This window comes from Bradyrhizobium sp. SMVTL-02, assembly GCF_051853005.1.
Classification (GTDB): domain Bacteria; phylum Pseudomonadota; class Alphaproteobacteria; order Rhizobiales; family Xanthobacteraceae; genus Bradyrhizobium.
In genome coordinates, this window is sequence record NZ_CP182469.1 from 7,491,177 (window position 1) to 7,513,940 (window position 22,764).

General features: G+C 60.0%; 26 protein-coding genes and 3 pseudogenes. 16 read left to right on the forward strand and 13 right to left on the reverse strand.

Going from position 1 to position 22,764, the window contains the following annotated elements; genetic code table 11:
- The first annotated feature begins 154 nt into the window (after positions 1-154).
- Positions 155-496 carry a hypothetical protein gene (locus tag ACNJYB_RS35905; protein ID WP_439371361.1) on the forward strand — a complete coding sequence of 114 codons (342 nt, stop codon included), beginning with the start codon at positions 155-157 and terminating at the stop codon, positions 494-496.
- 24 nt (positions 497-520) lie between these two features.
- Here ACNJYB_RS35905 and ACNJYB_RS35910 read toward each other — a convergent pair whose 3' ends face one another.
- Entirely contained in the window at positions 521-1,321 is an 801-nt protein-coding gene (locus ACNJYB_RS35910; RefSeq protein ID WP_439371362.1) for a hypothetical protein, read from the reverse strand.
- A 71-nt stretch (positions 1,322-1,392) separates the two neighbouring features.
- Between ACNJYB_RS35910 and ACNJYB_RS35915 the strand changes: the two genes are divergently transcribed.
- Positions 1,393-1,548: a hypothetical protein gene (locus tag ACNJYB_RS35915; protein ID WP_439371363.1), complete on the forward strand. Its 156-nt coding sequence runs from the start codon at positions 1,393-1,395 to the stop codon at positions 1,546-1,548.
- Positions 1,549-1,699: 151 nt separating this feature from the next.
- Here the strand turns inward: ACNJYB_RS35915 and ACNJYB_RS35920 are convergent, their stop codons facing one another.
- The 4 genes and pseudogenes from ACNJYB_RS35920 to ACNJYB_RS35935 form a co-directional block, all read right to left on the reverse strand.
- A complete protein-coding gene (locus tag ACNJYB_RS35920) occupies positions 1,700-2,686 on the reverse strand; it encodes a dihydrolipoamide acetyltransferase family protein (RefSeq protein WP_439371364.1) in 987 nt (328 codons plus the stop codon).
- Positions 2,686-3,702, reverse strand: coding sequence for an alpha-ketoacid dehydrogenase subunit beta (locus ACNJYB_RS35925; protein ID WP_439371365.1), 1,017 nt, complete (start codon positions 3,700-3,702; stop codon positions 2,686-2,688). The genes ACNJYB_RS35920 and ACNJYB_RS35925 overlap by 1 nt, the downstream gene beginning before the upstream one ends.
- A gap of 3 nt (positions 3,703-3,705) precedes the next feature.
- Positions 3,706-3,891 (reverse strand): annotated as a pseudogene (locus tag ACNJYB_RS35930) (3-methyl-2-oxobutanoate dehydrogenase (2-methylpropanoyl-transferring) subunit alpha); the annotation flags it as partial.
- A pseudogene (locus tag ACNJYB_RS35935) lies at positions 3,834-4,127 on the reverse strand (ArdC-like ssDNA-binding domain-containing protein); the annotation flags it as partial. The pseudogenes ACNJYB_RS35930 and ACNJYB_RS35935, both read right to left, overlap by 58 nt.
- Before the next feature lie 641 nt (positions 4,128-4,768).
- Here ACNJYB_RS35935 and ACNJYB_RS35940 point away from each other — a divergent pair.
- Positions 4,769-5,032, forward strand: a complete 264-nt coding sequence (locus tag ACNJYB_RS35940) for a hypothetical protein (RefSeq protein ID WP_439371366.1) — start codon at positions 4,769-4,771, stop codon at positions 5,030-5,032.
- Between the two features lie 43 nt (positions 5,033-5,075).
- On the opposite strand, the gene ACNJYB_RS35945 is transcribed toward ACNJYB_RS35940, so the two are convergent.
- A complete protein-coding gene (locus tag ACNJYB_RS35945) occupies positions 5,076-5,267 on the reverse strand; it encodes a DUF3606 domain-containing protein (protein ID WP_439371367.1) in 192 nt (63 codons plus the stop codon).
- A 104-nt stretch (positions 5,268-5,371) separates the two neighbouring features.
- Between ACNJYB_RS35945 and ligD (ACNJYB_RS35950) the strand changes: the two genes are divergently transcribed.
- On the forward strand, positions 5,372-6,292 hold the full coding sequence (ligD, locus tag ACNJYB_RS35950) for a non-homologous end-joining DNA ligase (RefSeq protein ID WP_439371368.1): 921 nt from the start codon (positions 5,372-5,374) through the stop codon (positions 6,290-6,292).
- Positions 6,292-6,459: a hypothetical protein gene (locus ACNJYB_RS35955; RefSeq protein WP_439371369.1), complete on the forward strand. Its 168-nt coding sequence runs from the start codon at positions 6,292-6,294 to the stop codon at positions 6,457-6,459. The genes ligD (ACNJYB_RS35950) and ACNJYB_RS35955 overlap by 1 nt, the downstream gene beginning before the upstream one ends.
- On the opposite strand, the gene ACNJYB_RS35960 is transcribed toward ACNJYB_RS35955, so the two are convergent.
- Positions 6,419-6,697: a hypothetical protein gene (locus tag ACNJYB_RS35960; RefSeq protein ID WP_439371370.1), complete on the reverse strand. Its 279-nt coding sequence runs from the start codon at positions 6,695-6,697 to the stop codon at positions 6,419-6,421. The genes ACNJYB_RS35955 and ACNJYB_RS35960 overlap by 41 nt on opposite strands.
- A gap of 351 nt (positions 6,698-7,048) precedes the next feature.
- Positions 7,049-7,663, reverse strand: a complete 615-nt coding sequence (locus ACNJYB_RS35965) for a cell envelope biogenesis protein TolA (protein WP_439375725.1) — start codon at positions 7,661-7,663, stop codon at positions 7,049-7,051.
- 152 nt (positions 7,664-7,815) lie between these two features.
- On the opposite strand from ACNJYB_RS35965, the gene ligD (ACNJYB_RS35970) reads away from it, so the two are divergent.
- The gene (ligD, locus tag ACNJYB_RS35970) at positions 7,816-8,763 is read left to right on the forward strand and encodes a non-homologous end-joining DNA ligase (RefSeq protein ID WP_439371371.1); all 948 of its coding nucleotides are present in this window, start codon (positions 7,816-7,818) and stop codon (positions 8,761-8,763) included.
- Positions 8,764-8,845: 82 nt separating this feature from the next.
- Here ligD (ACNJYB_RS35970) and ACNJYB_RS35975 read toward each other — a convergent pair.
- The 3 genes and pseudogenes from ACNJYB_RS35975 to ACNJYB_RS35985 all read right to left on the reverse strand — a co-directional run bounded on the left by ACNJYB_RS35975 (position 8,846) and on the right by ACNJYB_RS35985 (position 10,806).
- A pseudogene (locus ACNJYB_RS35975) lies at positions 8,846-9,309 on the reverse strand (metallophosphoesterase family protein).
- Entirely contained in the window at positions 9,306-9,809 is a 504-nt protein-coding gene (locus ACNJYB_RS35980) for an NUDIX domain-containing protein (protein WP_439371372.1), read from the reverse strand. The pseudogene ACNJYB_RS35975 and the gene ACNJYB_RS35980 overlap by 4 nt, the downstream one beginning before the upstream one ends.
- Before the next feature lie 64 nt (positions 9,810-9,873).
- Entirely contained in the window at positions 9,874-10,806 is a 933-nt protein-coding gene (locus tag ACNJYB_RS35985; RefSeq protein ID WP_439371373.1) for a Ku protein, read from the reverse strand.
- Between the two features lie 146 nt (positions 10,807-10,952).
- Between ACNJYB_RS35985 and ACNJYB_RS35990 the strand changes: the two genes are divergently transcribed.
- The 5 genes from ACNJYB_RS35990 (at position 10,953) to ACNJYB_RS36010 (ending at position 15,425) form a co-directional block, all read left to right on the forward strand.
- Positions 10,953-11,348, forward strand: coding sequence for a hypothetical protein (locus ACNJYB_RS35990; RefSeq protein WP_439371374.1), 396 nt, complete (start codon positions 10,953-10,955; stop codon positions 11,346-11,348).
- 45 nt (positions 11,349-11,393) lie between these two features.
- Entirely contained in the window at positions 11,394-11,843 is a 450-nt protein-coding gene (locus ACNJYB_RS35995) for a hypothetical protein (RefSeq protein WP_439371375.1), read from the forward strand.
- Between the two features lie 82 nt (positions 11,844-11,925).
- Complete coding sequence (locus ACNJYB_RS36000) at positions 11,926-12,954, forward strand: IS110 family transposase (RefSeq protein WP_439371376.1); 1,029 nt, start codon at positions 11,926-11,928, stop codon at positions 12,952-12,954.
- Positions 12,955-13,218: 264 nt separating this feature from the next.
- Complete coding sequence (locus tag ACNJYB_RS36005; protein ID WP_439375726.1) at positions 13,219-14,013, forward strand: SOS response-associated peptidase; 795 nt, start codon at positions 13,219-13,221, stop codon at positions 14,011-14,013.
- Positions 14,014-14,492: 479 nt separating this feature from the next.
- On the forward strand, positions 14,493-15,425 hold the full coding sequence (locus tag ACNJYB_RS36010; protein WP_439371377.1) for a hypothetical protein: 933 nt from the start codon (positions 14,493-14,495) through the stop codon (positions 15,423-15,425).
- Positions 15,426-15,609: 184 nt separating this feature from the next.
- On the opposite strand, the gene ACNJYB_RS36015 is transcribed toward ACNJYB_RS36010, so the two are convergent.
- Positions 15,610-16,572 carry a DUF2971 domain-containing protein gene (locus tag ACNJYB_RS36015; protein WP_439371378.1) on the reverse strand — a complete coding sequence of 321 codons (963 nt, stop codon included), beginning with the start codon at positions 16,570-16,572 and terminating at the stop codon, positions 15,610-15,612.
- Positions 16,573-16,872: 300 nt separating this feature from the next.
- Here ACNJYB_RS36015 and ACNJYB_RS36020 point away from each other — a divergent pair, with 300 nt between their 5' ends.
- Both ACNJYB_RS36020 and ACNJYB_RS36025 read left to right on the forward strand, forming a co-directional pair.
- Positions 16,873-17,277 (forward strand): hypothetical protein, encoded by a 405-nt coding sequence (locus ACNJYB_RS36020; RefSeq protein ID WP_439371379.1) that lies wholly within the window; start codon positions 16,873-16,875, stop codon positions 17,275-17,277.
- A gap of 22 nt (positions 17,278-17,299) precedes the next feature.
- Positions 17,300-17,788, forward strand: a complete 489-nt coding sequence (locus tag ACNJYB_RS36025) for a hypothetical protein (RefSeq protein ID WP_439371380.1) — start codon at positions 17,300-17,302, stop codon at positions 17,786-17,788.
- A 322-nt stretch (positions 17,789-18,110) separates the two neighbouring features.
- Here ACNJYB_RS36025 and ACNJYB_RS36030 read toward each other — a convergent pair whose 3' ends face one another.
- Positions 18,111-18,542, reverse strand: coding sequence for a hypothetical protein (locus tag ACNJYB_RS36030; RefSeq protein ID WP_439371381.1), 432 nt, complete (start codon positions 18,540-18,542; stop codon positions 18,111-18,113).
- 107 nt (positions 18,543-18,649) lie between these two features.
- Here ACNJYB_RS36030 and ACNJYB_RS36035 point away from each other — a divergent pair, with 107 nt between their 5' ends.
- From ACNJYB_RS36035 to ACNJYB_RS36045, 3 genes are read left to right on the forward strand one after another with little or no spacing between them, the layout of a single operon-like run.
- Entirely contained in the window at positions 18,650-18,901 is a 252-nt protein-coding gene (locus ACNJYB_RS36035) for a type II toxin-antitoxin system Phd/YefM family antitoxin (protein ID WP_439371382.1), read from the forward strand.
- Entirely contained in the window at positions 18,898-19,314 is a 417-nt protein-coding gene (locus tag ACNJYB_RS36040) for a hypothetical protein (protein ID WP_439371383.1), read from the forward strand. Before ACNJYB_RS36035 ends, ACNJYB_RS36040 begins: the two co-directional genes overlap by 4 nt.
- Positions 19,315-22,725 carry a hypothetical protein gene (locus tag ACNJYB_RS36045; protein WP_439371384.1) on the forward strand — a complete coding sequence of 1,137 codons (3,411 nt, stop codon included), beginning with the start codon at positions 19,315-19,317 and terminating at the stop codon, positions 22,723-22,725. It begins immediately after the preceding gene.
- Positions 22,726-22,764 lie beyond the last annotated feature (39 nt).

Genomic DNA, 22,764 nt, shown 5'->3' on the forward strand with positions numbered 1-22,764 from the left:
CGCTCTTCGTTGCCCCCAGCGCGACCACCGCACCAGAAACCGCACCAGATACGTCCACTTTTCGTTCGTGAAGGTGACTTGGCGCTCAACTTCCACGGCTACATCAGAGGCTTCGTGGGTATCGTTCACCTTTGTAAATGACGCCGCATCGCGCATGTCCGAGCGCGAGCTTCAGAGGCAAACGGCGCTCGGCCTGCGCAGATTCGACGGCTTCCTTGCCCGAATGGGCATGCCCGCACCGATCCGCGCGCAGGCCTGGGCGACGCCGCTGGAGATGATGTGTGACCTGAGGCCCCCGGAGATCGCGACCATGACACGCGAGACGGCGTTCGCCCGTATGCGGGAGGCAGGCTGCCGCGCGGGCGCCGATCCGCCTCCCAGATTTGAACCGCTCTTGCCGTCCAATGATGCCGCGCGGTCACCCTGCAATCAACGGATGCTGCTGCCCCCGATACGCCTCGGCGCGGCGCGGTACCTCGGGCGACTCGATAGCTAGCCTCACGGCCTTGCCATGCCAGAGTTACGACCAGGGAATGCGCGGCCCTCGAACAGGGACTATCCAGTGGCTGGGCTGAAGATCACTATGCCCTCGGGTCAGGCAGCCGAAGGAATGGATATTCCGGCGCAGCGTGATGTTGTTCTGCTGCATGTGATGACGTTCCATATCCCCGAAGGAATCGTCCGGGCGGTGCTTGCCCGTGCGGTAGAAGTCGGCGAAGTCTTCGAGGTGCGATGGATGCCAATCGATACCGTTTCCGCAGAAGATCAGGCAGCCCGATCCGGGCGACGCGGCCTGAACCGCTTCAAGCTTTTCCTCGAACTCCAACGTGTAGCGCATGAAGGCAGCCCGGGCTGAGAAAGACCGCCCAAAAAGCTGCGCGCCCATCCATCTTTTTTGGACGATGAGGTTCGTGCCCGGCGTAAAGTGTTCGCGGCGCTCCTCGTATTTCTCCCAGTTTTCGTCGCTGTCATCGGTCTGCGGCTGGACCGTCTTCACTTCGGCATGGGCCGCTTTCCCCATATCGAGGCCGAGGCGGAAGTCGATACGCCCTTCAAGCCCCGCCTGCCGTGGCTCGTACTCAAGCTTCACGATCGAATCGTCTTTGATGAACAGGCCCGCGACCGTCAATTCGTTGACCCGTTCGATGATGGCGAGGACCCGTTGCGGGGACGGCTTTGCCCTCCACGCGGCAACGGCGTCCTCAAACTGGCCCCACAGGCGCGAGCCGCCCTCGATCTGCGCGTCGGGCCCCGTGATGGTTTCCCGGTACGCCTCCGTGATCGCGGCAACATGGGCTTCGATTTCCGCTTCAATGGACATTGGGATATTCTGCGCCGGATGGCGGCCGATTCCAATGGGCGGCGCCGCCGCAACGTGCCGATGGACCGAGCATGCTCAAATCCATTTCATCGATACACGAGCCCGACATCCGTTTCCGCAATCTGGCGGATGCGAGCGGGACCCGCCCGATGTCGGTGGCGGATCTGCATGCGATGGTCGAGCCGATCCAGCTATCGGAATGCAGTGCCGGACGAGATACGGCGTGAGTTCGACACCGCGCGGAATGCCTTCGTCTATTCGTGGTTTGTATACGAGTTCACCGCGCTCGCTGAACTTGGCGGCTACACCGTCTTGGAATTGGCGCTTCGCCGGCGCCTTGACCCAGCGGCTCTGCCCAATGCCTCGAAGAGCCCCGGCTTAGGCCGGCTCCTGCAAGCAGCGATCGAGAAGGGGTATCTTCAGCGCGCCGACTTTGAAGTGCCCTCGCCGTCCGGAAGCGGCGCCATGGCGTGCCAGCTCGATTTCATACCCATGCTGCGCAATACCAATGTTGATCGCGGCATGTTGACGAATGATTCCAGCGTCATCATCGAACAGAACGTTGAGCTGAGGCTGGATGCCGAGTGCCTTGACCATTGCGCGCATCAGAAAGGGCAAAAAGGTAAGTCGAGCGACGTCCTGCTTCTTCTTGTTCAGAGAGGCTCGGAGCTCCTCGATTGCCGTTACGTCCACCTCTTCGACGATCGTGATATGGGGAATACGCGAATTGGAGAGCGTCATTCTTTCGGCGATCTTCCGCCGAAGCCCTACGACCTTTATCTCCTTGATTTCAGTCCGCTCCAGACGACGATCGTCATCAGAACCACGCGATGCATGTCGTTGGACGTCTTTGTAAAGGATGCGCCCGCCGGGACCTGAGCCCGAAACTAGTCCTAGATCGATGCCGAGATCGCGGGCATGCTGGCGGACCGAAGGCGCCGCCAGCGGCCGACCGTTCGCCACCACCAGCCCTGATGGACCATCGCCGACGGGAATCACACGAAGCTGCTGCAACGGCTTGGTCGGGTCTTTATGAGCTCGGTGGCTTTCAGGCGACGAATTCGTCGCCGCTATTGCGATGGTCTGAGACGCCGGTGGCATGTCTATCCCAGAAGCGAACTGCGTCTGGGTCCCCAAGCGAATGAGGTCCGAACCGACCGCAATCTTATCGCCTATGCCCGCCCCGACCCACTGAACGATACCACCGTATGGAGAGGGTATCTCGACCGTAGCCTTGTCGGTCATGACCGCGGCAAGAACATCGTCCTCGCGGACAACGTCTCCGACTTTAACATGCAATTCAACGAGCTCGGCTTCGGCAATGCCCTCACCCACGTCAGGGAGTTTGACTGTGAGCTCAGTCATCACCTCTCTCCCACCGTTGACAGGAGGGCCTCTCCCACACGTGCCGGCCCCGGAAAATACGTCCACTCGTGCGCATGAGGATAGGGCGTGTCATAACCTGTCACACGCGCTATTGGTGCTTCAAGATGGTAGAAGCAGGCCTCCTGGACGATTGAGGCAATCTCGGCTCCAAAGCCGGAGGTCAACGTTGCTTCATGAACTACCACACACCGTCCCGTTTTGCGGACAGATATTTCCACGGCTTCGAGGTCGAGAGGCATGAGCGTACGCAAGTCGAGGACCTCGGCGTCGACGCCTGTTTCCTCAGCGGCCGCGAGAGCAACATGCACCATTGTCCCGTAGGCGAGAACGGTGACTGCGGCGCCTATTCGTCGAACTGCGGCTTTGCCGAGCGGAACTGTATAGTGGCCGTCCGGCACCTCGCCGAATTCGTGTTTCGCCCAGGAGGTTACAGGTCGTTCATGATGGCCATCGAACGGGCCGTTGTAGAGCCGCTTGGGCTCGAGGAAGATCACAGGATCTGGATCTTCAATCGCCGCCATCAAGAGACCCTTGGCATCATAGGGATTGGAAGGAACAACAGTTTTAAGCCCGGCCACATGCGTGAAGAGCGCTTCCGGGCTCTGGCTGTGGGTCTGGGCTCCAAAAATTCCGCCACCCGTTGGCATGCGTATCACAAGTGGGCAGGTGAAATCGCCCGCCGAACGGTGCCGCAGTCGAGCTGCTTCAGAAACGATCTGATCATATGCAGGATACATGTAATCAGCGAATTGAATTTCTATGCATGGACGCAACCCGTACGCGGCCATGCCGACTGCCGTACCGACAATACCGAGTTCGCTGATTGGAGCGTCGAAACAGCGATTCTTGCCATATTTCTTCTGCAGCCCTTGGGTGCAACGGAAGACGCCGCCGAAATAGCCGACGTCCTCTCCGTAGACGATCACATTTTCATCTTTAGCCATCGCGAGGTCGAGACCGCTACGGATCGCCTCGATCATCGTCATCTGCGGCATACATCACACCCCGAGCTGCTGACGTTGGCGGCGCAGGTGCGGCGGCAGTTCTGCAAAGACGTCTTCGAAAATGTCTCGAGCTGATGGCTTTTCACCCGAATGCAAAGTGCCAAACTGTTCAGCTGCTTTTTGATCGGCAATGACTGTCTGAAGAATCTCGGTCTCGGCTTGCTTGTGACGCAGCTCTGACCTGTGAATGCGTGTTCTGTGGCCGCCCCCCAGAGGATCAAAATATTGATGCCGCTGTATTGGCGGCCGGTCGCGGCGCTTTTCGGCATGGCCAAGGACACGTTCGCGGCGGTGCCCCAAGGCTGCACCCATGGCACTCGGCCGGCCTCAAGTTCGCCGATGATCTTGTTGGTGATTTCATCATAAAGGCTTGCCCGGTCCTCACCGATACGCGCCCGAGGATAGTGTCTGGACATCGCGGGTCTCCGCGACGGCGCCGCGAGCCTCTCTCGCAGCCTGTAACCCGTCACGGCAGACCCATTCAGCTCTCTTACTCTCAGCCTCTTTCGCGGAAACGACGGCGCGTGACACCCCGCCGCTCGCTCGCAAGAGAGAATGCGACAATCTATGGAGCGACCGACCTCACGTCCCATTTCTTCATAGGATGTGGCCTTGACTGCCTAGGGCCGCAGGCCCCGACCAGGAGTGCGCGAACGCGCATCGCCTCGCCCCACTGAAATGGCACCCGGAGAGCGTGAGCATAGCGACCCGAAGGGGCACGCGGGTCCGAGTGCAGCGACGAGACCGGTTAACAGCGGCACCCGGGAACGGGGCAGTGATAGCGATCGCCGAAGGCGAGCCCCTTTCCCGAGTGCCCCCGGCGAGGAGCTCTGCCGTGTTGCGCGAGGGATCGAAGCCGCAGGCCGAGACGCAAAGCGGCTCGGTTCACGAGAGCCCGGTGCGGCGGAGCCGCACGCGCCCAAGCGAACAGCCGGAAAGGCCAAAGCGGGCAGTTCGCGGTCTCACCTAGATCTCTCGTCGTTGCGAATCCCAGCCTTGTGTTAGCAGGCGGAACGAATGACGGACCTAAGGATTCGTCGTATCAGGAGCTACATCAATGCTAATGACGCGTGAACGAAGGCAAGCGATACGGACGCTGCGCGGATGGGCTATCCAGGTGCTCCAGGAAGCGGGCGCCATCCGCGAGTGCGAAGAACACGGCTGGATGCAAGATCGCGCCGATCCGCACGCGCGTGAGCGGGCCTTTGATATCGCCCGTGGAGACCCGCCTGCAGGCGTCTCCCCTGATGCAGCGGCGGCCGAGGTCCACGACGTGCTGAACTCGATCGGTGATACCTGCCCGGAATGCCCCGCAGACTAGAAGGGCTGGTGCCGAGCCTCAACGCCAGCCCGGCTTTCCCAATTCAACGGCCGCCCAGCTTCTTCTCCACTCGCTTGCGCGCATTGCCGACCTTTTTGACGGCCCTTTTCACGGCTGATGCCGACTTTTTGGTCTTCTTTGCCTCGTACTGCACTTCATAGTCCTGCCCGCCGGCCACCCGCGCCCGGTCTTGGTTTCGTCCGCGCGCCGTCTTCGTCTTCTTCCTTACCGCCATGGGTGCCTCCTGTTGCGACATCCAAGCAACGCGAATGGGATTCTGAGGTTCCGGAACGATTCGAACTGTGCCAATTTGAATCGGCTGTAGCGTGGAGTTCTTCAGTGGCGTTTCAGCGTAAAAAGCCCGAGGCGATGGGCCTCAAGGCGCCCCTGCCCGGCTTCATCGAGCCCGCCCTGGCATCCTCGATCGACAAGGTGCCGTCAGGGGCTCGCTGGATTCACGAAATCAAATTCGACGGCTACCGTGTTCAGGTCCACCTGGCCAACGAAGCGGCGACGATCTTCACCCGCCGCGGCCACGATTGGACGCACCGCTTCAAGAAGGTTGCCCATGACGCCTGGCAGATCAAGGCGACCTCGGCCGTGGTGGACGGCGAAATCGTGGTACCGGCCGTCGACGGCACGACCGATTTCTCGGTCCTGCAGAACGAGCTCAAGGGCAAGTCAACAAGCATCGTGCTCGTGGCGTTCGATCTGCTCTATCTGAATGGCCGTGATATCCGGAAGCTACCGCTCTTTCAGCGCAAGGCCGAGCTCAAGAATATCCTGAACGGCACCGACATCCAGTTCAGTGAAAGTTTCGAGATCGACGGCCGCGAGATGTTCGCGCACGCCTGCAAGCTCGGCCTCGAAGGCGTCGTCTCGAAGGTGCGGGACAGTACCTATCCCAAGGGACGCACGAACGACTGGGTCAAGAAGACCTGCGTGCAGCGGGAGACGCTGACCATTGCTGGTTTCGCACTCGATGGCACGAAGTGGGATGGCCTCTATGTCGGCCGGCGCAAGGGCGACGATCTGGTCTACGCCGGCAAGGTCGACCATGGCTTCGACAAGGTCTCGGCAGCCGATCTGCAGAAGCGGCTTAAACCCCTGATCCGGAAGACGCAGCCGTACACGAAGCGGATCGCCCATAGGGGCATCTGGGTCGAACCAAAGCTGCTCGCCGAGATCGAGTATCGCGCGAAATCAGCGGAGGGAAAGGTCCGGCACCCGTTCTTCCGGGGCCTGCGGGAGGACCTGTGATGGATGCATTCGATCGCTTCTGGCAGTGGGCCGACAAGCCCCTGGATAGCCTGCTCACAATTCCCGCCGAACTGCACCGCGCCGTCATGGAGCTCGCTCCGGAGGATCGGCGCGACCGCGCCAAGCTCAACGATGCGGCGGCGGGTACGAGGTATGATTACCCGTGAAGCCCGAACACTCTAGGACGTCGTTTTCGTCGGAAAGCGGCGCCTGCTTTTCGCGACCTGGAGGGGCATCGTCCCGACTGAACTTTGCCCGCTCCAATTCCGTAGCGAGTGTTTTGAAGTGCTCCGCCAACCGGGTGAACAGCTCACGCTTCTTCGGTTCGGTCGCCAGGTCGCGGATCATTTCGCATTCCGCAGTCTGGACCTGAAGTTTTTCGAGATACTCTTGGATGTCTTTCATCGGACATCACCTCGGCGGCTGCAAGCCGGGCGACGACAGCCATTTGTCGATGCGGGAGGCCGTCTCGATTTGCTCGATCTTTTGAAGCAACTCCTGCCTGGCTGCGCCGGGCGGAAGTGTCTCCGCCCGTTTTTCGATGCGTATCTTTTCTGCTGCGAGCCGTTCTGCGAATGTGTGAGGTGTCGACCGTCGTCGCTGCATGACGCTTCTCCGCGTTCAGAGGGGCGGGAGCGCAACCGGTCTCTCGGTCACCGATAGGAGCCAAGTGTCTGGCGGTGATGTCTAAGTAGACACCCGCTTGGTTCCAGTGTCGAGTCAAATCGGAACCGCCGTAGCTTTCGAGGCGGCAATTTAACCCCGCGCGCGCCGCAGCGCAGTTTCCAATCGGGCCTTCTCCTTATCCCACCGAGCTTCTTCGGCCCGCGACCTCTTGTCGAGAGCCTCGACCTCGGCCTGGATGGCCGCGGACCGTTTCGCGTGCTCCTGCACGGCTTTGTCCAACGCAGCCTGCGCCTTGTTGACCGCCTGCTGACGGCGTTCACGCTCTTTCTCCCTGGCGGCCTCCTCCTTCGCCCGTTCAGCATCGCGGCGCGTCTGCTCCCGCTCGCAGGCCAGAGCGGCCTTCCGCTCCGCAGCCTTGTCGACCTTGCGAGCGGAAGGCTTCTTCGCCTTCGGGCCTTTCGGCTTGCGGGCGGTTTTCCTTGATGCGCCGCCTCCCAGATCGGTGGGCAGCTCAGCATGCTCCTTGAAAGACCGCTCGGTCCCAACCGGGCGCTTGAGAACAACGCCAGGTTTCGCCATGGTCACGGCGATAACATCCGGATCCTGGCTCTCCTTCGCAGCGTCTTGGTGGAAGAGATTGCTGTCTGCGCCCCACGCTTCCAGAGCCGCCTTCATAGATGGCGCGGCGATCGCCAGATCGAAGAAGCCCAGCGAAGTCTGATAGGTCTTCAGTTTTCTGGCCATCGGTCTGATCAGCCCTTCCATTCGAGAGTCAGCGTCGCGCACTCTGGGAGTTGCCGGGGCGTCTGACGGAACATGACATGGCTTTGAGCGTTCCCTCATTCTTGAAGGACGTCCATGCATTACGCAACGCGCTCTGAAGGATTGGCCCTTGAATGAGCCGGACGTCGACCCTGCCCAAGCGCTTACAGCCGATGCTCGCTACGCTCACAGACGCGCCGTTCGACGACCCCAGCTGGATTTTCGAGGATAAGTACGATGGCTTCCGGATGGTCGCGGAAATCCGGCGGGGCAAGGTTGCGCTCTACAGCCGCAACGGCAAGATCATCAGCCGCAGCTATATGGAGGTCGCCAAAGCGCTGGAGGGCCTGAAGGGCGACGCCGTGATCGACGGCGAGCTCGTCGCGATCGGAAAGGACGGCGTCTCGCATTTCCAGCTGCTTCAAAACGCGCTGCGCCATGAAGCGAAGCTCCTGTATTGCGCCTTCGATCTCATGTTTCAGGACGCAGTTGACTTGCGCAAACGGCCTCTTCTCGAGCGCAAGGAGCGGCTGAAAGCGATCCTGCCGAGCCACCGGCTGATCGCCTTCAGCCGTCACCGCAAAACAAGCGGCACGAAATTCTTCGCCGAGGCCGAGCGGAAGGGGCTGGAAGGCATCATGGCGAAGCGCGCCGACAGCGCGTATGCGTCCGGAAGCCGGACGGCGGATTGGCTGAAGATCAAGACAGCAAAGCGGCAGGAAGTGGTGATCGCGGGTTTCACAGCGCCCAGGCGCACCAGGCCGTTCTTCGGCGCCCTGGTCCTCGCCGTACGGGAAGACAACACATGGCGCTATATCGGACATGTCGGCACGGGCTTCACCCACAAGGTGCTGGGAGACCTGCACGCCAAGCTCGTAAAGCTGACGACCCCGAAATCACCCTTCCCTGCCAAAGTGAAGGACGAGGCCGCCACGACCTGGGTCAGGCCCTCGCTCGTTGCCGAGGTCAAGTTCGCGGAGTGGACGAGTAAGGGCGAACTGCGCCAGCCCGTCTACCTCGGGCTCAGGTCCGACAAGCGGGCTAAGGATGTCGTGCGCGAGCCAGAACGTCCGCGCAAATAGCGCTTCCCTCCGAGCGTAACCCGGCAAACGGAACGATTGACGCGCTCGCCTCCTCCTGAGTGAATTCCTTCCCCGATGGCACTCAGTCGCCTCCCAGGTCGTGGATTTTCGGTCGCATACCGTCAGGCGTGACTTCGATCGTCGCAAGCGTGATCGGCAGCCTGAAGCGCCGCGGTCCCGCGCTTCCGGGATTCAGGTAGAGAACGCCACCGACCGTGTCGATCTTCGGCACGTGGGAATGCCCGGAGACAATGACGTCGATGCCGGCGCCAAGATCGACCTGCAGTGTCTTTAGGTCGTGCAGAACGTAGATCGACTTTCCCGCCAGGCGCACGAGTTTCGTGTCGGGGTATTCGCGGGCCCACTCGCCACTGTCCACGTTTCCACGGATGGCCGTGACAGGCGCGATCCGGCGAAGCGCGTCTACGATCTCGGGGCGCCCGATGTCGCCGGCATTAATGATGTGATCGACACCCGCCAGGCCTCGTTCCGCCTCGGGCCTCAACAGACCATGCGTGTCCGAATGATTCCAATCCTGAAGATCATTTCCCGGCGCTCTCAACCGCGATCGCCAAAAGACGATCGAGAAGCTCTACCTGTCCGGACAGCATCTTGGTCCGCGCGAAATCGACATTGAACCATTCCGCGCGGTCGACTTCGGGAAAGCTCTGCCGTCGACCGCTTCGGGGCGGCCATTCGATATCGAAGGTATTGCTGGAAAGCGTCGCCGGGTCAAAATGGCCTTCTCCGGCGAATGCGATAACGCGCTTCCCTCCTCGCTGTCGGACCTCCCCCAGCGGCTGGAGTGGACCAATCGAAGCGCTCGCACCGAGTTCTTCGGCAAACTCGCGCCGCGCGACCTGCTCCGGAGCATCATTGGCATCGATTTCGCCCTTTGGAATGGACCAGGCGCCATCATCCTTCTTACGCCAGAACGGACCGCCGGGATGAACGAGCAGAACCTCGAGCCCGCGAGCGCCCTTGCGGTAGGCGAGAATGCCCGCGCTCAACATCGATCTCCTTGAAGTCTTTTTCAGCGCAGCCATATCGCTCCCTGCCGCGGACGACGAAGTAACGGCCGTCTGGCATCACTGGTTGCTTCGGGACACGCTAGGCTGACTTCCGCTGCGGCTTTGCCGCCGGCTTCTTCGCCGCGGCCTCTTTCGCCGGCTTCTTGCCTGCGATCGGCATCAGCATTTCCTTCTGCCCGGCCGCCGCCTTGCGTGGCTTTTTGCCTAGCTTCCTGGGTGCCTCGGTCGCGGCCGCCCCTTCACTTCCGATGCTCTTGCGTAGCGCGTCCATCAGGTCGACGACGTTCTCGCCGCGGGGACGCGCCTTCGCGGTGATGGGTTTGCCGGCGCGCTTCTGGTTGATGAGATCGATGAGAGCGGTTTCGTACTGGTCTTCGAACTTGTCCGGCTCGAAGTGGCCCGCCTTCTGATTGACGATGTGCTTGGCGAGATCAAGCATGTCCTTGGTGACTTTGACATCCTGGATATCGTCGAAATATTCCTCCGCGGAGCGGACTTCGTAGGGGTAGCGCAGCAAGGTCCCCATCAGCCCCTTGTCGAGCGGCTCCAGCGCGATGATGTGCTCGCGATTGGTCAGCACCACGCGACCGATTGCGACCTTGTTCATTTCGCGGATGGTTTCGCGGATAACGGCGAAGGCGTCGTGCCCGACTTTGCCATCCGGAGTCAGGTAGTAAGGGCGGATCAGATAGCGGGGATCAATCTCGCTGCGGTCGACGAACTCGTCGATCTCGATCGTTCGCGTCGATTCCAGCGCGACGTTCTCGAGTTCCTCCTTCGTCACCTCGATGAATGTGTCGGTGTCGACCTTATAGCCCTTGACGATGTCTTCGTTGTCGACCTCCTCACCGGTATCAGCGTCCACCTTGGCGTACTTGATGCGGTGGCCGGTCTTCCGGTTGAGCTGGTTGAAGGAGACCTTTTCGGATTCCGACGTGGCCGGATAGAGCGCTACCGGACAGGTGACGAGGGAAAGACGCAGGAAGCCTTTCCAGTTAGCGCGGGGGGCCATCGCGGGGGAACTCCATTACTAATGCCGGATTCAAGACGAACGACCTGGCTTGGTTCCGACATCGCGCTCCCTTCCAAGGGATGATTTTTTCACGAATGAGGGTCCGAGCGGACTCGACATTTGTTCTTGTTATGTTCTAATTCGGAATGACCGATCGACCCGCGAGCTGGCGTATGCCGACCCCGAAACAGATGGAAAAACTGGCCGCTGAAGCTGCCCGTAGACCGGGCCCTTCCACGGCGGCTTCGGATGCGCCACTCCCGGCGGAATATTGGGAATCGGTCCTGAAAGACCCTCGCGCCGACGGGACCGGAGCCCAGAAGCGGCAGCGACTTCTTTCCGAGATTCAACGCCATGTTCTGCGCATCTCATGCCGTCGCTGCGAGAGGACCGTGGAAATCCAGAAGGCCGATGCAGTCCGATTGTATGGCGAGAACGCGGTCTGGAAGGACGTGGCGCAGCGGTTGCTCGACAACACCTGCCAACAGCGCACCGGCAGGCATGAAGAAGACGGGTGCTGGCCGGCGTTCGAGACGCCGTAACTGCTCCGGATTGCCGATCCGATCTCTTAGCGCCTGGATATCCGGATGGCCCCGAAGTATCACCCCACGCCCCTATCGGGCGGCGATCGCAAGGCTCTGGCGAAAGAGCTCGGCAAGGCACGTGCGATGGCCAACATGCTTGCTGCCCAATCGGCGGAGATGCGGGCAAAGGGCGAGGCCATGATCCAGCAAGCTGACAGGCTGCTTTGCGAAAGCTGGAACGAGCGGATGTGGAGCGACGGCGAACCGATCGATCCATCGCCCAGCATCGACCAGGCCGTGAACGGAGGCTTCCCTTGGCTCGAGATCAGGTGCGCTCGCTGCAAGACGCCGAGCGACGTGGACCTTGCGGCTATGAAGCACCCGCCAACCACCTTCGTGCATGATCTCGCCAGCCGGCTGCGCTGCCGCAAATGCGCCAAGGCAGGCCGGCGTCCGTCTGCGACTCTGCTACAATTGGCCTGGCAGCCTCGCCACCCCAAAACCGAATCCTGACCGATGTGCTGGTGTGGACGGCCTCTCATCCCCACGGTTCTATGGCGCTGTCAGCGTCACAGCTAGATGAGAGGAAAGTCTGATGAATCTTCCTGTTCGCATCGGTATGGACACTTCCAAGTCGGTTTTCCAGCTTCATGGTGTTGATGAGAACGAGGTGGTGGTGGTCCGCCGCCAGTTCCGGCGAGCCGAGATGATCCGCTACTTCGAGCGGCTTCCACCGGTTCTCGTCGCCATCGAGTCCTGCGGCAGCTCGCATCATTGGGCGCGCCTGCTGCAGTCGTTCGGTCACCAGGTGAAGCTGATCCCACCTCAGTACGTGAAGGCTTACGTGAAGCGCGGCAAGAACGACGCGGCCGATGCCGAAGCGCTGTGCGAGGCGGTCACCCGGCCGAATATGCGGTTTGTACCGGTCAAATCAAAGGAATGCCAAGCGGCCTGCATGTTAATGACTGTGCGGGAACGCCTGGTCAGCGTGAAGTCGCAGCTTTCCAATGCTTTCAGGAGCTATGCGGCTGAGTTTGGCATCGTCGGCCCCGCCGGTCGGCAGAATGTCGCGCAACTTATCAAGTGGGTGCTCGATGATGATAGCTTACCGGAAATGGCAAAGGATCTCTTCCGACTCCAAGCAGAGGAATATGCCGCGGTCGAAGCCCGCCTGGCAAAGATCGAAGCCAAGCTGATGAGGTGGCACCGCGACGATGATGTCAGCAGGCGGATCGCGACGATTCCCGGCGTCGGTCCGATTGGGTCGTCCATGCTAAGCATGAAGGCGCCGCCGCCGGAGACGTTCAGGTCAGGCCGCGACTTTGCCGCTTGGCTCGGACTGACACCCAAGGATCATTCGACGGGCGGCCGGCAAAGATATGGCGGAATCACAAAGGCCGGAGACTCAATGCTCCGATCGACGTTGATCGTCGGCGCGACCGCGCTGCTAAGGCACATTCGAAAGGGCCGTCATAAGCCGACACCCTGGCTTGCATCGCTACTGGAGCGAAAGCCGCCGAAATTGGTGGCGGTGGCCTTGGCTAACAAGTTCGCCCGTATCGCTTGGCGATTGATGATATCGGGCGGAGTATACAACCGACCGGTAGCCGCCATGCCCGTCTGATCTGAAATCGGTACCGCGAGCGAGGTTGCTCGGCGGATAGCCCACGAACTTGCAGGACGCAGTAGATGGAAGGACCGATCGGTCGATACGCGCGAGCTTCCGTAGATTACACTGGCATCATCAAGGTCGCCTATGTGCTTGGAGCGTGCGTAGCGAACACCATCTTGGCCAGCGGACTTTGTCCGCGCAAACAGGCCGGACATCTGATAGCAAGCGATCAGGTCAAAAGTCTGCTACCATCCTGACAAGTGGGGGGCCGTCCACATCTGCAATCTTTATTCGATCACGACCAACCAAGCTGCCATCAGCGCGCTGTTCCGGGTCGTGAACCGATACGTTGGAAATCTGGCGCCGATGCCAGGGGTTTTTCCTGACTACAAGGCACCGATCGTGCGCAACGGGGTCGAGGGCCGCGAGCTCGCTACGGCGCGATGGGGAATGCCATCGTCATCAAAGGCGCTGATGGACGCCACGAAGAAACGAGCGGAAAAGCTGCAGGCCAAAGGCAAGGCAGTGGATTTCAAGGAATTGCTGCGCATGGAGCCGGACGGCGGCACAACCAACATCCGCAACGTGAAGAGCAAACACTGGACGCGATGGCTCGGAGTTGAAAATCGCTGCGTGGTGCCGTTCAACTCGTTCAGCGAATTCAACAAGGCCGAGGGCGGTGATATCTGGTTCGCGCTCGACGAGACCCGACCCCTCGCCTGCTTCGCCGGCATCTGGACCAACTGGACGTCTGTCCGGAAGGTCAAGGAAGGTGAGACCACCAACGACCTCTTTGCATTCCTCACGACGGATCCTAACGTCGAAGTCGAGGCCATTCACCCGAAGGCCATGCCGGTGATCCTGACGACGCCGGACGAAGTCGAGTCCTGGATGACGGCCCCTGCGGACGAGGCCTTGAAATTGCAAAGGCCCCTTCCGGATGGAAGCCTCCGGATCGTCGCTCGCGGCGTCAAGGAAGATCTAACGGGGCAAACGGCAGTGATAGCGACTCCGGCATACTTAATGACGGCGGGACCCTTTCCCGAATGCCCCCGGCGAGGAGCTCCTTAGCCCTCCGCGCGAGGGATCGAAGCCCAAGGCCGAGACGTGCGCGGCTCGGTTCACGACAGCCCCGTGCGGCGGTAGTAGCACGCGCAGTGGCGAGAAGCAGCAACGAGGCCAGATCCGGGATGAGTAGTTCTTCGGGTCTCTTCTTGAGGGCAGAGATCCGGATCTGAAGCATTGAAGGACGCTTCTTCGGCTTCTTCGAGATAGAGCGCGACCTCGCTAGGCGCGGGGCCGCTCCATTACATTCGACCCCAACTGAGCGGCGTCGAGAAGCATGCCGCTTTGATCGGAAGCGGAAGTGAACAGAGCGGAGAATGCGTCGCTACCGGCCATGAGCGGACATTGGGTGTGGTCCAGCGAGGTTGCAAACAGAGGCGGTCCTCGTTAGGAGCAACAAGGCGAATATGGCTGAGAGCAGAGTTGGCTCCGCGGCTATAATGCAAAGCAATGCTGCATCTTCTTCGGCCAAATTGGAGGTTTGCTTGACCCGCTCGCAGTCGAAGTTCTCAGCCGCCTTCAACGCCGCCTTCTCGTCCGGCCGCTATATGAAAGCGACCCCGCAGATCAATGGACTAAGCGTGACGTCCGTCATGCTGCAGATGTTCTTTCGGGAGCAACAGTTGGCCAAGGGAACCGGCTGGTTTTGGCGTCTGGGGAAGAGCATCGCTCTCGTAACTGCCTGGCACAATCTGTCAGGCCTGCACCATAGCGCGCGTACGCCGCTGAGCCAGCATGGCGGCGTGCCGGACCGCGTTCGCTTCCGCTACGTCACACAGAACCCTCAGACCTTCCAGGAGGGCGAGATCCCCCTCTATCTCGATGAGGATCGCACCAATCCGCGCTGGTTCGTCCATCCGGTCTGTGGGAATTATTTCGATATGGCGTTCATTGTCATCAGCATCACGAATGGCGACGTGAAGTGCATCAATGATGGTGTGCCGGTGATTGAAAATTACGGCCAGCCGGGCGGGGATGTCTTCGCCGTTGGCTTTGCTCAAGGCATTAGCGCGTTGAACGTGCTTTCAGTCTGGAAACGCGGCTCGATCGCCTCTGATCCGGATGTTCCTGTGGACGGATATCCGAAATTTCTCGTGGACATAGCCGGACGTGGCGGATTGTCGGGAGCCCCGATATTCCGCATAAGGCAAGGCACCATTATCGAGCCGACGCCCACCGGACAGACGATTGGCTTTGGTGAGAAGACGGAATTTGTCGGTCTCTACAGTGGTCGTGCTGCCGATCAATTGCCGGCGAGCTTCCGAACCGGCGAAAGTTCTGATCTGGGATTCGTCTGGCGCGCGGATGTCGTGCTGGAGATGCTCAACGCTGGCGTCCTCGACGAACAACCAGAGGTCGGTAAGGGGGTCGTCGAGATGAGGGAAATCTGGGGGCCTAGGGAAGCGGCTATCGCCTGACGTCGTGCGGGCACAGCTGCACCCGTCGCGGCCGAACGACGTCCGCATTCTTACTCTTATGCTGCTGCTTGCGGCAACGATCGTTACCCAAAGGGCGGAGACGCTTTTGCGGCTCCGCTCGCAGGCCTATGCCTGCGAGTAGAGCGTGACCGGCCATCGGCCGGTGCCGCTATGACGACCACGGCTACGATTGGTTCTCCGCGTCCTCATCGGCGACGGACTCGAATTCCTCGTGGATGTCGCGAGCCCGCCTCGGAAAAAAAGCCCTCATCTCTCCGTCTTCCAGCGGGACCTTTTTCAGATTGAAGGTCCCATGGAGCTCGCGCATTTCATAGAACCGCACGGGACGCGCCCTGTTATCCAAGGCAGCGACGACGGCATATTTCACCGCCTCCGTGCAACGCATTCCGAAGATGATTTCTTCGAGCTCGAGCGGAGAGTTTTGCAAACCGCGCTCTCCGATGAGACGCCATTCCTGCTCGTACCGCCAACTTGCCGCCTTTCGCAACAGGACTGCCTCGTCGACCTGAAGACCAGCGCCCTTATCGCCATCGAGCATCGCCAGGACCTTGCTGGCATCGACAAGCCGCTTGCCGCCGTACTTGACCCTGTGGAGATCGGGTTGCGCATCTGATGGTACCGAATAGCCAATGCAGACACCGCGATGCTGGTCGCCATAGTGGCTCCACATCAGCGGGCAGGTCACGCGTTGGGCCAGAGATACAATGCCCTTGTCATATTGCAGCAGCAATTCTTTTTCGAGCTGGCGGCCAAGCAGATATTGAAGAGGATCCGCCATCTCGTAACTTGGGTCGCCGGCGTTATAGTTGACTTCAGAAATGACTTGATCTGCCTGCGACCGGCTCAGTCGGCTGATGTGATCCAGGGTCTTAGGACCTTTATATCGGATGGTTTTGGCGGCAGCCTTCATCTCGCCGCCCACGCGCCGCTCGACGAACTTGCGCAATGCACGCTCAAGGTCTGGAGCGGGAAGATCAGTGTTAAGCGAGGGCCGGGTATCGAGCGGATCGTTGAACGTGGTTGGATCGGCATAGAACAGATTGTCGGCAATGATGATATCCAGCGTGAGATTATTGAACACGCGGTATTTGAACAGCCGCCTCGGAATGCTCGGTTTCCTTGCCATTGCTTGCTCTAGCCCAACCGTCTGGAGGTTTGTGTTACGAATCAATGACGGACTATAAGTCGCTTCTACACCGGCCCTTTGAGAAGCCTCCGCCGAAATCGACATTCATGGTCAGGGGACATCTTATTGTAGCCCTTCGGACTAGGCGGGCGCTGGCATCGGATCGCACTACTCTCCATCGTTGGCACTCACCCGTCTGAACGTCAGGGTAGGGCCAGCGCGCGTCGTTGAAGTCGCTGTCATCTTGGTTGCCAAAAACGAAGGGGAAGTTAGGATCGAGTTCAACCTGTGGGAGTGGCGATGGCCGAAGGCGACGATAAGGACTGGCCCAATTGGGCAAAAAGCATAAAGAGTTGGCTCGCGGTCGCCACGGGTTTGATTGTAGCGGTCGGCCTCCTGCTGGCTGCTCTCGGTAAAGGCAAGGAGGCCTGGTGCAGCTTGGTCAGTTGCGATCAGCCGAAACCGGGTCCAGTCGCTCCGGCACCGCCGAAAGCTAATTGCCCGGCAAGTCTACCTGCGTATGACTCGCCGGAGATGGGCGGTGGCCACAACCAAGAAGAAATCTGTGGCCCAAACCGCAAAACTTACGAACAGCAGTATCCCGGCTGTGCGGTTTCAATGGCGGTTTCTGAAAGCAGCAACAAGGACTTTCTCGGCCACGTCACTTACAAGTATCATTGCACTTATGCGATTAGACCAAAGTGACCAAGAAGAACCTCGGAACCAAATGACCATCAGCAAACTCAGGTCCTCGAAGGACTACTTCGACCAGGTCCTTAAGCCGAACTATTTAGCGTTCGCCAATTCGCCAAGTACGTTTCAGCTCGTCTACAATACCGCCGCTCCGCTTTTCCATATGCATGAATGGGTATTTAATTTGGATAAGGCCAAAGCGGAGGCCGCTCTTGGCGTCACGTTTCAGAAAAAGTCAGACGTGTGGAGTGAAGTGCGGAACGCAGTTCCGAATGCAGGCTTCATTCGGGATATTGCGAACTCCTCGAAGCATGTGGCGCTGACGCATTCTTCGACTTCGATGACCCATAGCGCCAACACCTTCATCGTAGATTCCACATTGAGCGGAGGCGCGACCCTAAGTGGAACGTTGAGATTGAGCACTCCGAACGTGGTCGCCATTGAGGGCGAGCCTGCGATATCGTTCGACGCTTGCGCAGCCGGCGTTTATAACTTTTGGGAAGGACTGGTGCGTCAGCTCTAGGCGCATTCTGTCGTGATGATGCAGCTCACTTCGGGGCGTGTAGTCCTGAAAAAACGCAGGTTCGTGACCGTTTGCTCGGGATGCATCTCCCTCACAAGGCACGCAATGAATTTTGAACGATAGAAACAACGGTATCGCCCGGCATTCGGCCGCTGGTTGGCAATCGTTCCGCTAAGGTTAGCACCGCCCGCCACACGTCGGTCCTATCCATTAAGTTGCACGCTTCTTCGGCGCGCTCTGCGAAGAGCCTTGTTGCCTCTGATCCGTTCAAGCCGATCCGTTGACAAGTCTCAATGACGTTTTGACGGTCATCGCTGCACCCCTAATCATGCCAAACCAAGCCGAAGGAAGCGCCTGTAAATTTTCCTTGTGCCGCTGCTCCGGCAGTAAGCTCCAAAAGCCGCAGGCTCGCCCACTCCAATGGATCGATGCGCATAAAAGAAAATAGCTTGCGCCAATCGTCCACCGTCCACCGGACGCCTTCCCTGATGCCTTCGCGCTCACCAAACTCCTTAAGCCCGGGCATACCAAGCGGTAGTTCGAACACGGAGCAGTGTGGAGTGCCTTCGTCCATTTCTATCCAACGGATGGCGTTTTCATTGGTGATGCCGACGCGGCCTATCGATAGAACGCGGGCAACGGCATGACCTGACTCATGGACGGCAGTAATTCTCCTTACGCTCCCATCGAAATCCATTTGCTCTCCTCCGATGACCAATCGCTGTAGCATCGCCTTTCCGCTGAAAGCAGACATGCAGTGCGCCCCCGAAATAGGGGCTAAACTCCTACGTATCGCGGCGCTTGCCGACTTGCGTAAATTCCAGCATTGCTGTATATTACAGCAATGCTGGAGATTGATGCATGACCGAGTATTCGACGAGCGATCTGTCCCGGAAATCAGGCGACATCATCGCCGAAGCCTTGCGACGGCCCGTTACTATTACCCAGCGGAACAAGCCGCGCCTGGTGCTGCTCAGCATCGAGGACTACCGCAGGCTCACGGCCAGAGCCGACACCCGGATGTCCGGCCGGCTTGAAACGATGCCTGACGAGTTGTTCGAAGACGTCAAGCGTGCGGTCGATGCCTACGAGCGGGACGGTGATGACACGTGAGCCAGGACGAGCTTCGCACCGGATGTGTCATCCGCTTTCCCTATCTCTGGGTACGTGAGGCCGAGCGCGGGGAGACCGAAGGCCGCAAGCATCGTCCGGTGGCTGTGGGTGTGCGAATTGCCCGACCGAAGGGCGAGGATGTCCTGGTGCTGTTTCCAATCACCAGCCAACCGCCCTCTTCCGATCGTTTCGCCGCCGAAATTCCAGAAATGGAAAAGCGTCGCGCAGGGCTTGATGCCACGCTGCGGCTCTGGATCATTCTTGATGAGTACAATCAGGATGTCATCGGCCAGTCGTTCTATCTTGAACCGGAGCCGCTGCTTGGCCATTTCAGCAAGGCGTTTTTTCTGCCCTTGATGAGGGAATTTATCTCCCGCCGCGCCAAAACACGGGGCGTCAACCGACAGCGTTAGATGAACGAGCCCACCAAGAGAGGCGTTCTCTCACTAGAGCAGCAAGACACGGCATCGCTGATGCGGCAAATGCTCGGCAAGGGTATCGCCGATCGCTACGTCGATTTTTGCCGCGTGGCTTCGGGCGCGATCCCGCTTCGCGTATCCGTTCCGGTAGCTGGCCACGCCATACGGGAGCTCGATTCAGTCCTGCGGCAGACGCTGGCAGGGCCAATAGGTGTCGCTCTTGAGGCGACGACCGAGGACAAAGCGCGGCTGAAGGCGGCCAGGAAGCAACTGCGCGCGCTCGGCTTCAAGGATGACGCCGTCAACCGCGCCGTTGAAAAATTGCAGCCGCGCCGCAGCCACAAGGAGGAGATTCAGGCGATCGTCACGCGTCTCGGGCTCGGCGCAGACGGCGATATTGCCCGGGCATGGATCTCGATTGCACAGGCCCATGGTGAGGCTCATCGCCGCGATTTTTATCGGTCTCTGGTCGTCGATGAAGAGTTTCGACTCGAATGGCAGCAGCCATTCGACACGGTCGTCCGCGGGCTGATGATCGCGCTGCAGGGAAGATATGCCGCTTTCATGCAACGCGTTGACCAGCTCGTCGCGATGGCAGATCGCGCAGCGGCGGTGGAGAGCTTCGTCAAAGAAATACCCAGTGCGTTGCCGCTGCTGTGGCATTTCTTCAACCAGCTCCAGACCGCGGACTGGCTCCCTCACTTGGCGGCCGAGAATCTCTTGGTGGGGCCGACATTGCCGGCCGACGACGACGCGGGTGATGGGCTGCTGCTGCGGCAGTGGCCTGCAGGCCGCTACCTAGTGCGCATGGCGGGCTCGGAAGACCCCGGGGTGCGGAGCCAGGTCGTTCAGGCGCTGCGTGATGTCAGCACCTCACAGCACGTCGATGTGCAGCAGCTGGGCGTTGAAGTGTTGGCGGCATTGCCTGCGGATGATGCGGTGCCATTGGTGGACCTAGCCGAGGCGTGGCTATCGCGCGATGCCCGGTTCGTCATGGCGCAAGCGCCACATGACCTGTTGCGACGGCTGGCGCTAGCTGGCCATGGAGCTGCGGCGCTGCGCGTCGCGCGCGTGCTGTTTCAGGTCTTCGACAACGGCGGGCACCTTGCGACGCTGTTCGGCCAGCACATGTACGAGCACTTCCTGCCGGACACGGTGAAGGCGTTGGCTCCCGCGTGCGGCGTTGAAGCCGTGGGTCTGTTGTGCAGCCTTCTAGACCAGGCGATGCGAATTAGCGGCAAGTTCAGCGAATATCCACCGTCTGACTACACCTATTACCTGTCGGGGCAGATCTCCGAGCACGGTGTCAAGCATGACGTCATTGACGCCCTAGTCGGCGGAATTATCCAGGCGGCAAAGCTTGCGATCGAGACCGCCCCTTCGTGCACGCAGCAGGTGATCCTGGAAATCACTAGCTATCCCGCGAAGATATTCGTGCGGTTGGCGCTTCGCATTCTGTCGCTTTATGCCGATCGCGCACCCGAACTGGCCGAGCGCTACCTCACCGACGCCGATTTGATCGAAGCAAGCTGGTCCAGCACAGAATATGCCGCGCTGGCACAAGCGTGGTTTCCTTCGCTGCCACCGGCGATGCAGCAGCGTGTGCTGGCATGTGTAGACAGCGTTCCGGATAAGTACATCGGAGGATGGAAGCAGCGATTTGAGGCCCAGAGCAAGAGGCCGGTCACAGCCGAAGACGAGCGGTTGTTTCGGCTTTCGGCGGTGCGTGACATTCTGTGGGGCTGGCGCTCGGTGCTGCCCGAGGACCGGCAAGCGCAAGTGACGGCGGCCGTCAAGGAGCTTGGCGATCCTGACGCGTGGCGGCGGGGATTTGACGAGCCGGAGGCGCCACCGCCGGAGGCTCCCGATTTTCAGGCAGCGCCCATCGATGAGATCATCGCCTTCCTCCAGGCATGGCGTCCGTCACCAGAAGAAAAGCGTCAGACCATGACCGCACTGGCGCAGGGGCTGCGGCTGGCTGCTGGCGAAAATCCTGCGCTCTATTCAGCAAACGCGCCGCGCTTCGCCGGGCTTCCATTGCTTTATGTTCGCAGAGTGCTGGAAGGCTTGGAGAACGCATCCAATAACCGGAAGTCCCTGGACTGGGATGGCGCAGTGTCGCTGGTCGCAAACGTCATCCAGCCAACGGAGCACGTGCCAAGCGGCATTGAAGGCGACGATGTGGATACCTCGTGGTGCGTGAAAGCCGCAGCCGCGCTCCTCGCATCGGGATTACGGCAAGGCGCAAAGGGCATCCCGTTCGCGCATGCAGAGCTGGTCACACGGCTGGTATCCGCGTTTTATCGCCAGGCGCCGCGCCTGCCGGAGACCACGTCATTCGAGGAGAGCTATCGGAGTTCGCCGTTTTTCGCAGCGCAAGGCACAGCGCGCGGCATGGCGGTCGAGCTCGTCGTCCTCGTGCTGTTCTGGCTCAGCAAGGACGATAGCGGTCCGATCGGACAGGCGCCGCGAGCAGCGCTTGAGAAACTTCCGGCATTGCGAGCGATCCTGGAAGCCGAATTGGCCGACGACACGCCGACGGGCCGCGTTCCCCGCGCTGTGATCGGACGCTATCTGAACTGGCTGTTCTTTTTTGACGAGGCCTGGGTCCGTCGACACATCACTGAACTATTGCCTGGGAGCGATCTGTCGCTGCGTGATGCGACCTGGATCTCGCATCTCGCCAACGATAGCGGCCCCATCAAGGATCTGGCTGCGGATATGCGCGATTGTTACGTCGCCGAAATCGGCCGCCTCAGCGCCGATGACGGCCCGGACGATCGCACCCATGTCGAAGAACGTTTAGCGCATTACCTCGTCGTCCTTTACATCTGGTCGGCGTTGCCAGAGGAGGTGTTCCAATTGTTCTGGGACACCGCACCGGCTGGCGCACGAAAAAGCGCGATGTGGTTTCTTGGGACACAGCTTGGACAGCCGCCGGATCAATTTCCCGAGCCATTCCGGGCGCGCGCGTATTCTTACTGGGACCGAAGACTCGCGGCCGCCAAGGCATCGTCAAACCCGGACTACTTTCGCGAGGAGATCGGGACAATCGGACAGTTCTTCGTCCATGGCAAGATCAATGGTCCGTGGCTGATGGACCAGGTGCTGGCGATGGCGGCAAGCGGGTTTGCGCCTTCGGAGCCCTATAGCGTGCTGCGGCATCTGGCGAAGCTCTCTGCCGATCATCCAGTAAATGCTGTCGAGGTCCTCGCCGCTCTTGCCAAGAACTCTCGCTTCGATCGGTGGGTCTATATGACCCAGCAGGCGGAAGTACGTCTGATCTTGCAGAACGGGATCGCGAGCGGCTCCAGCAAGGGACGTTCGTTGGCTGCGGAGACGATCAGCTACATGGCGTCCTTGGGCGATAGCAGTTATCTGGACCTGCTCCCGAAACCGGAGTGATGGGATCGTCGGAGCGAAAGCCGGCAGACCGCCAGCACT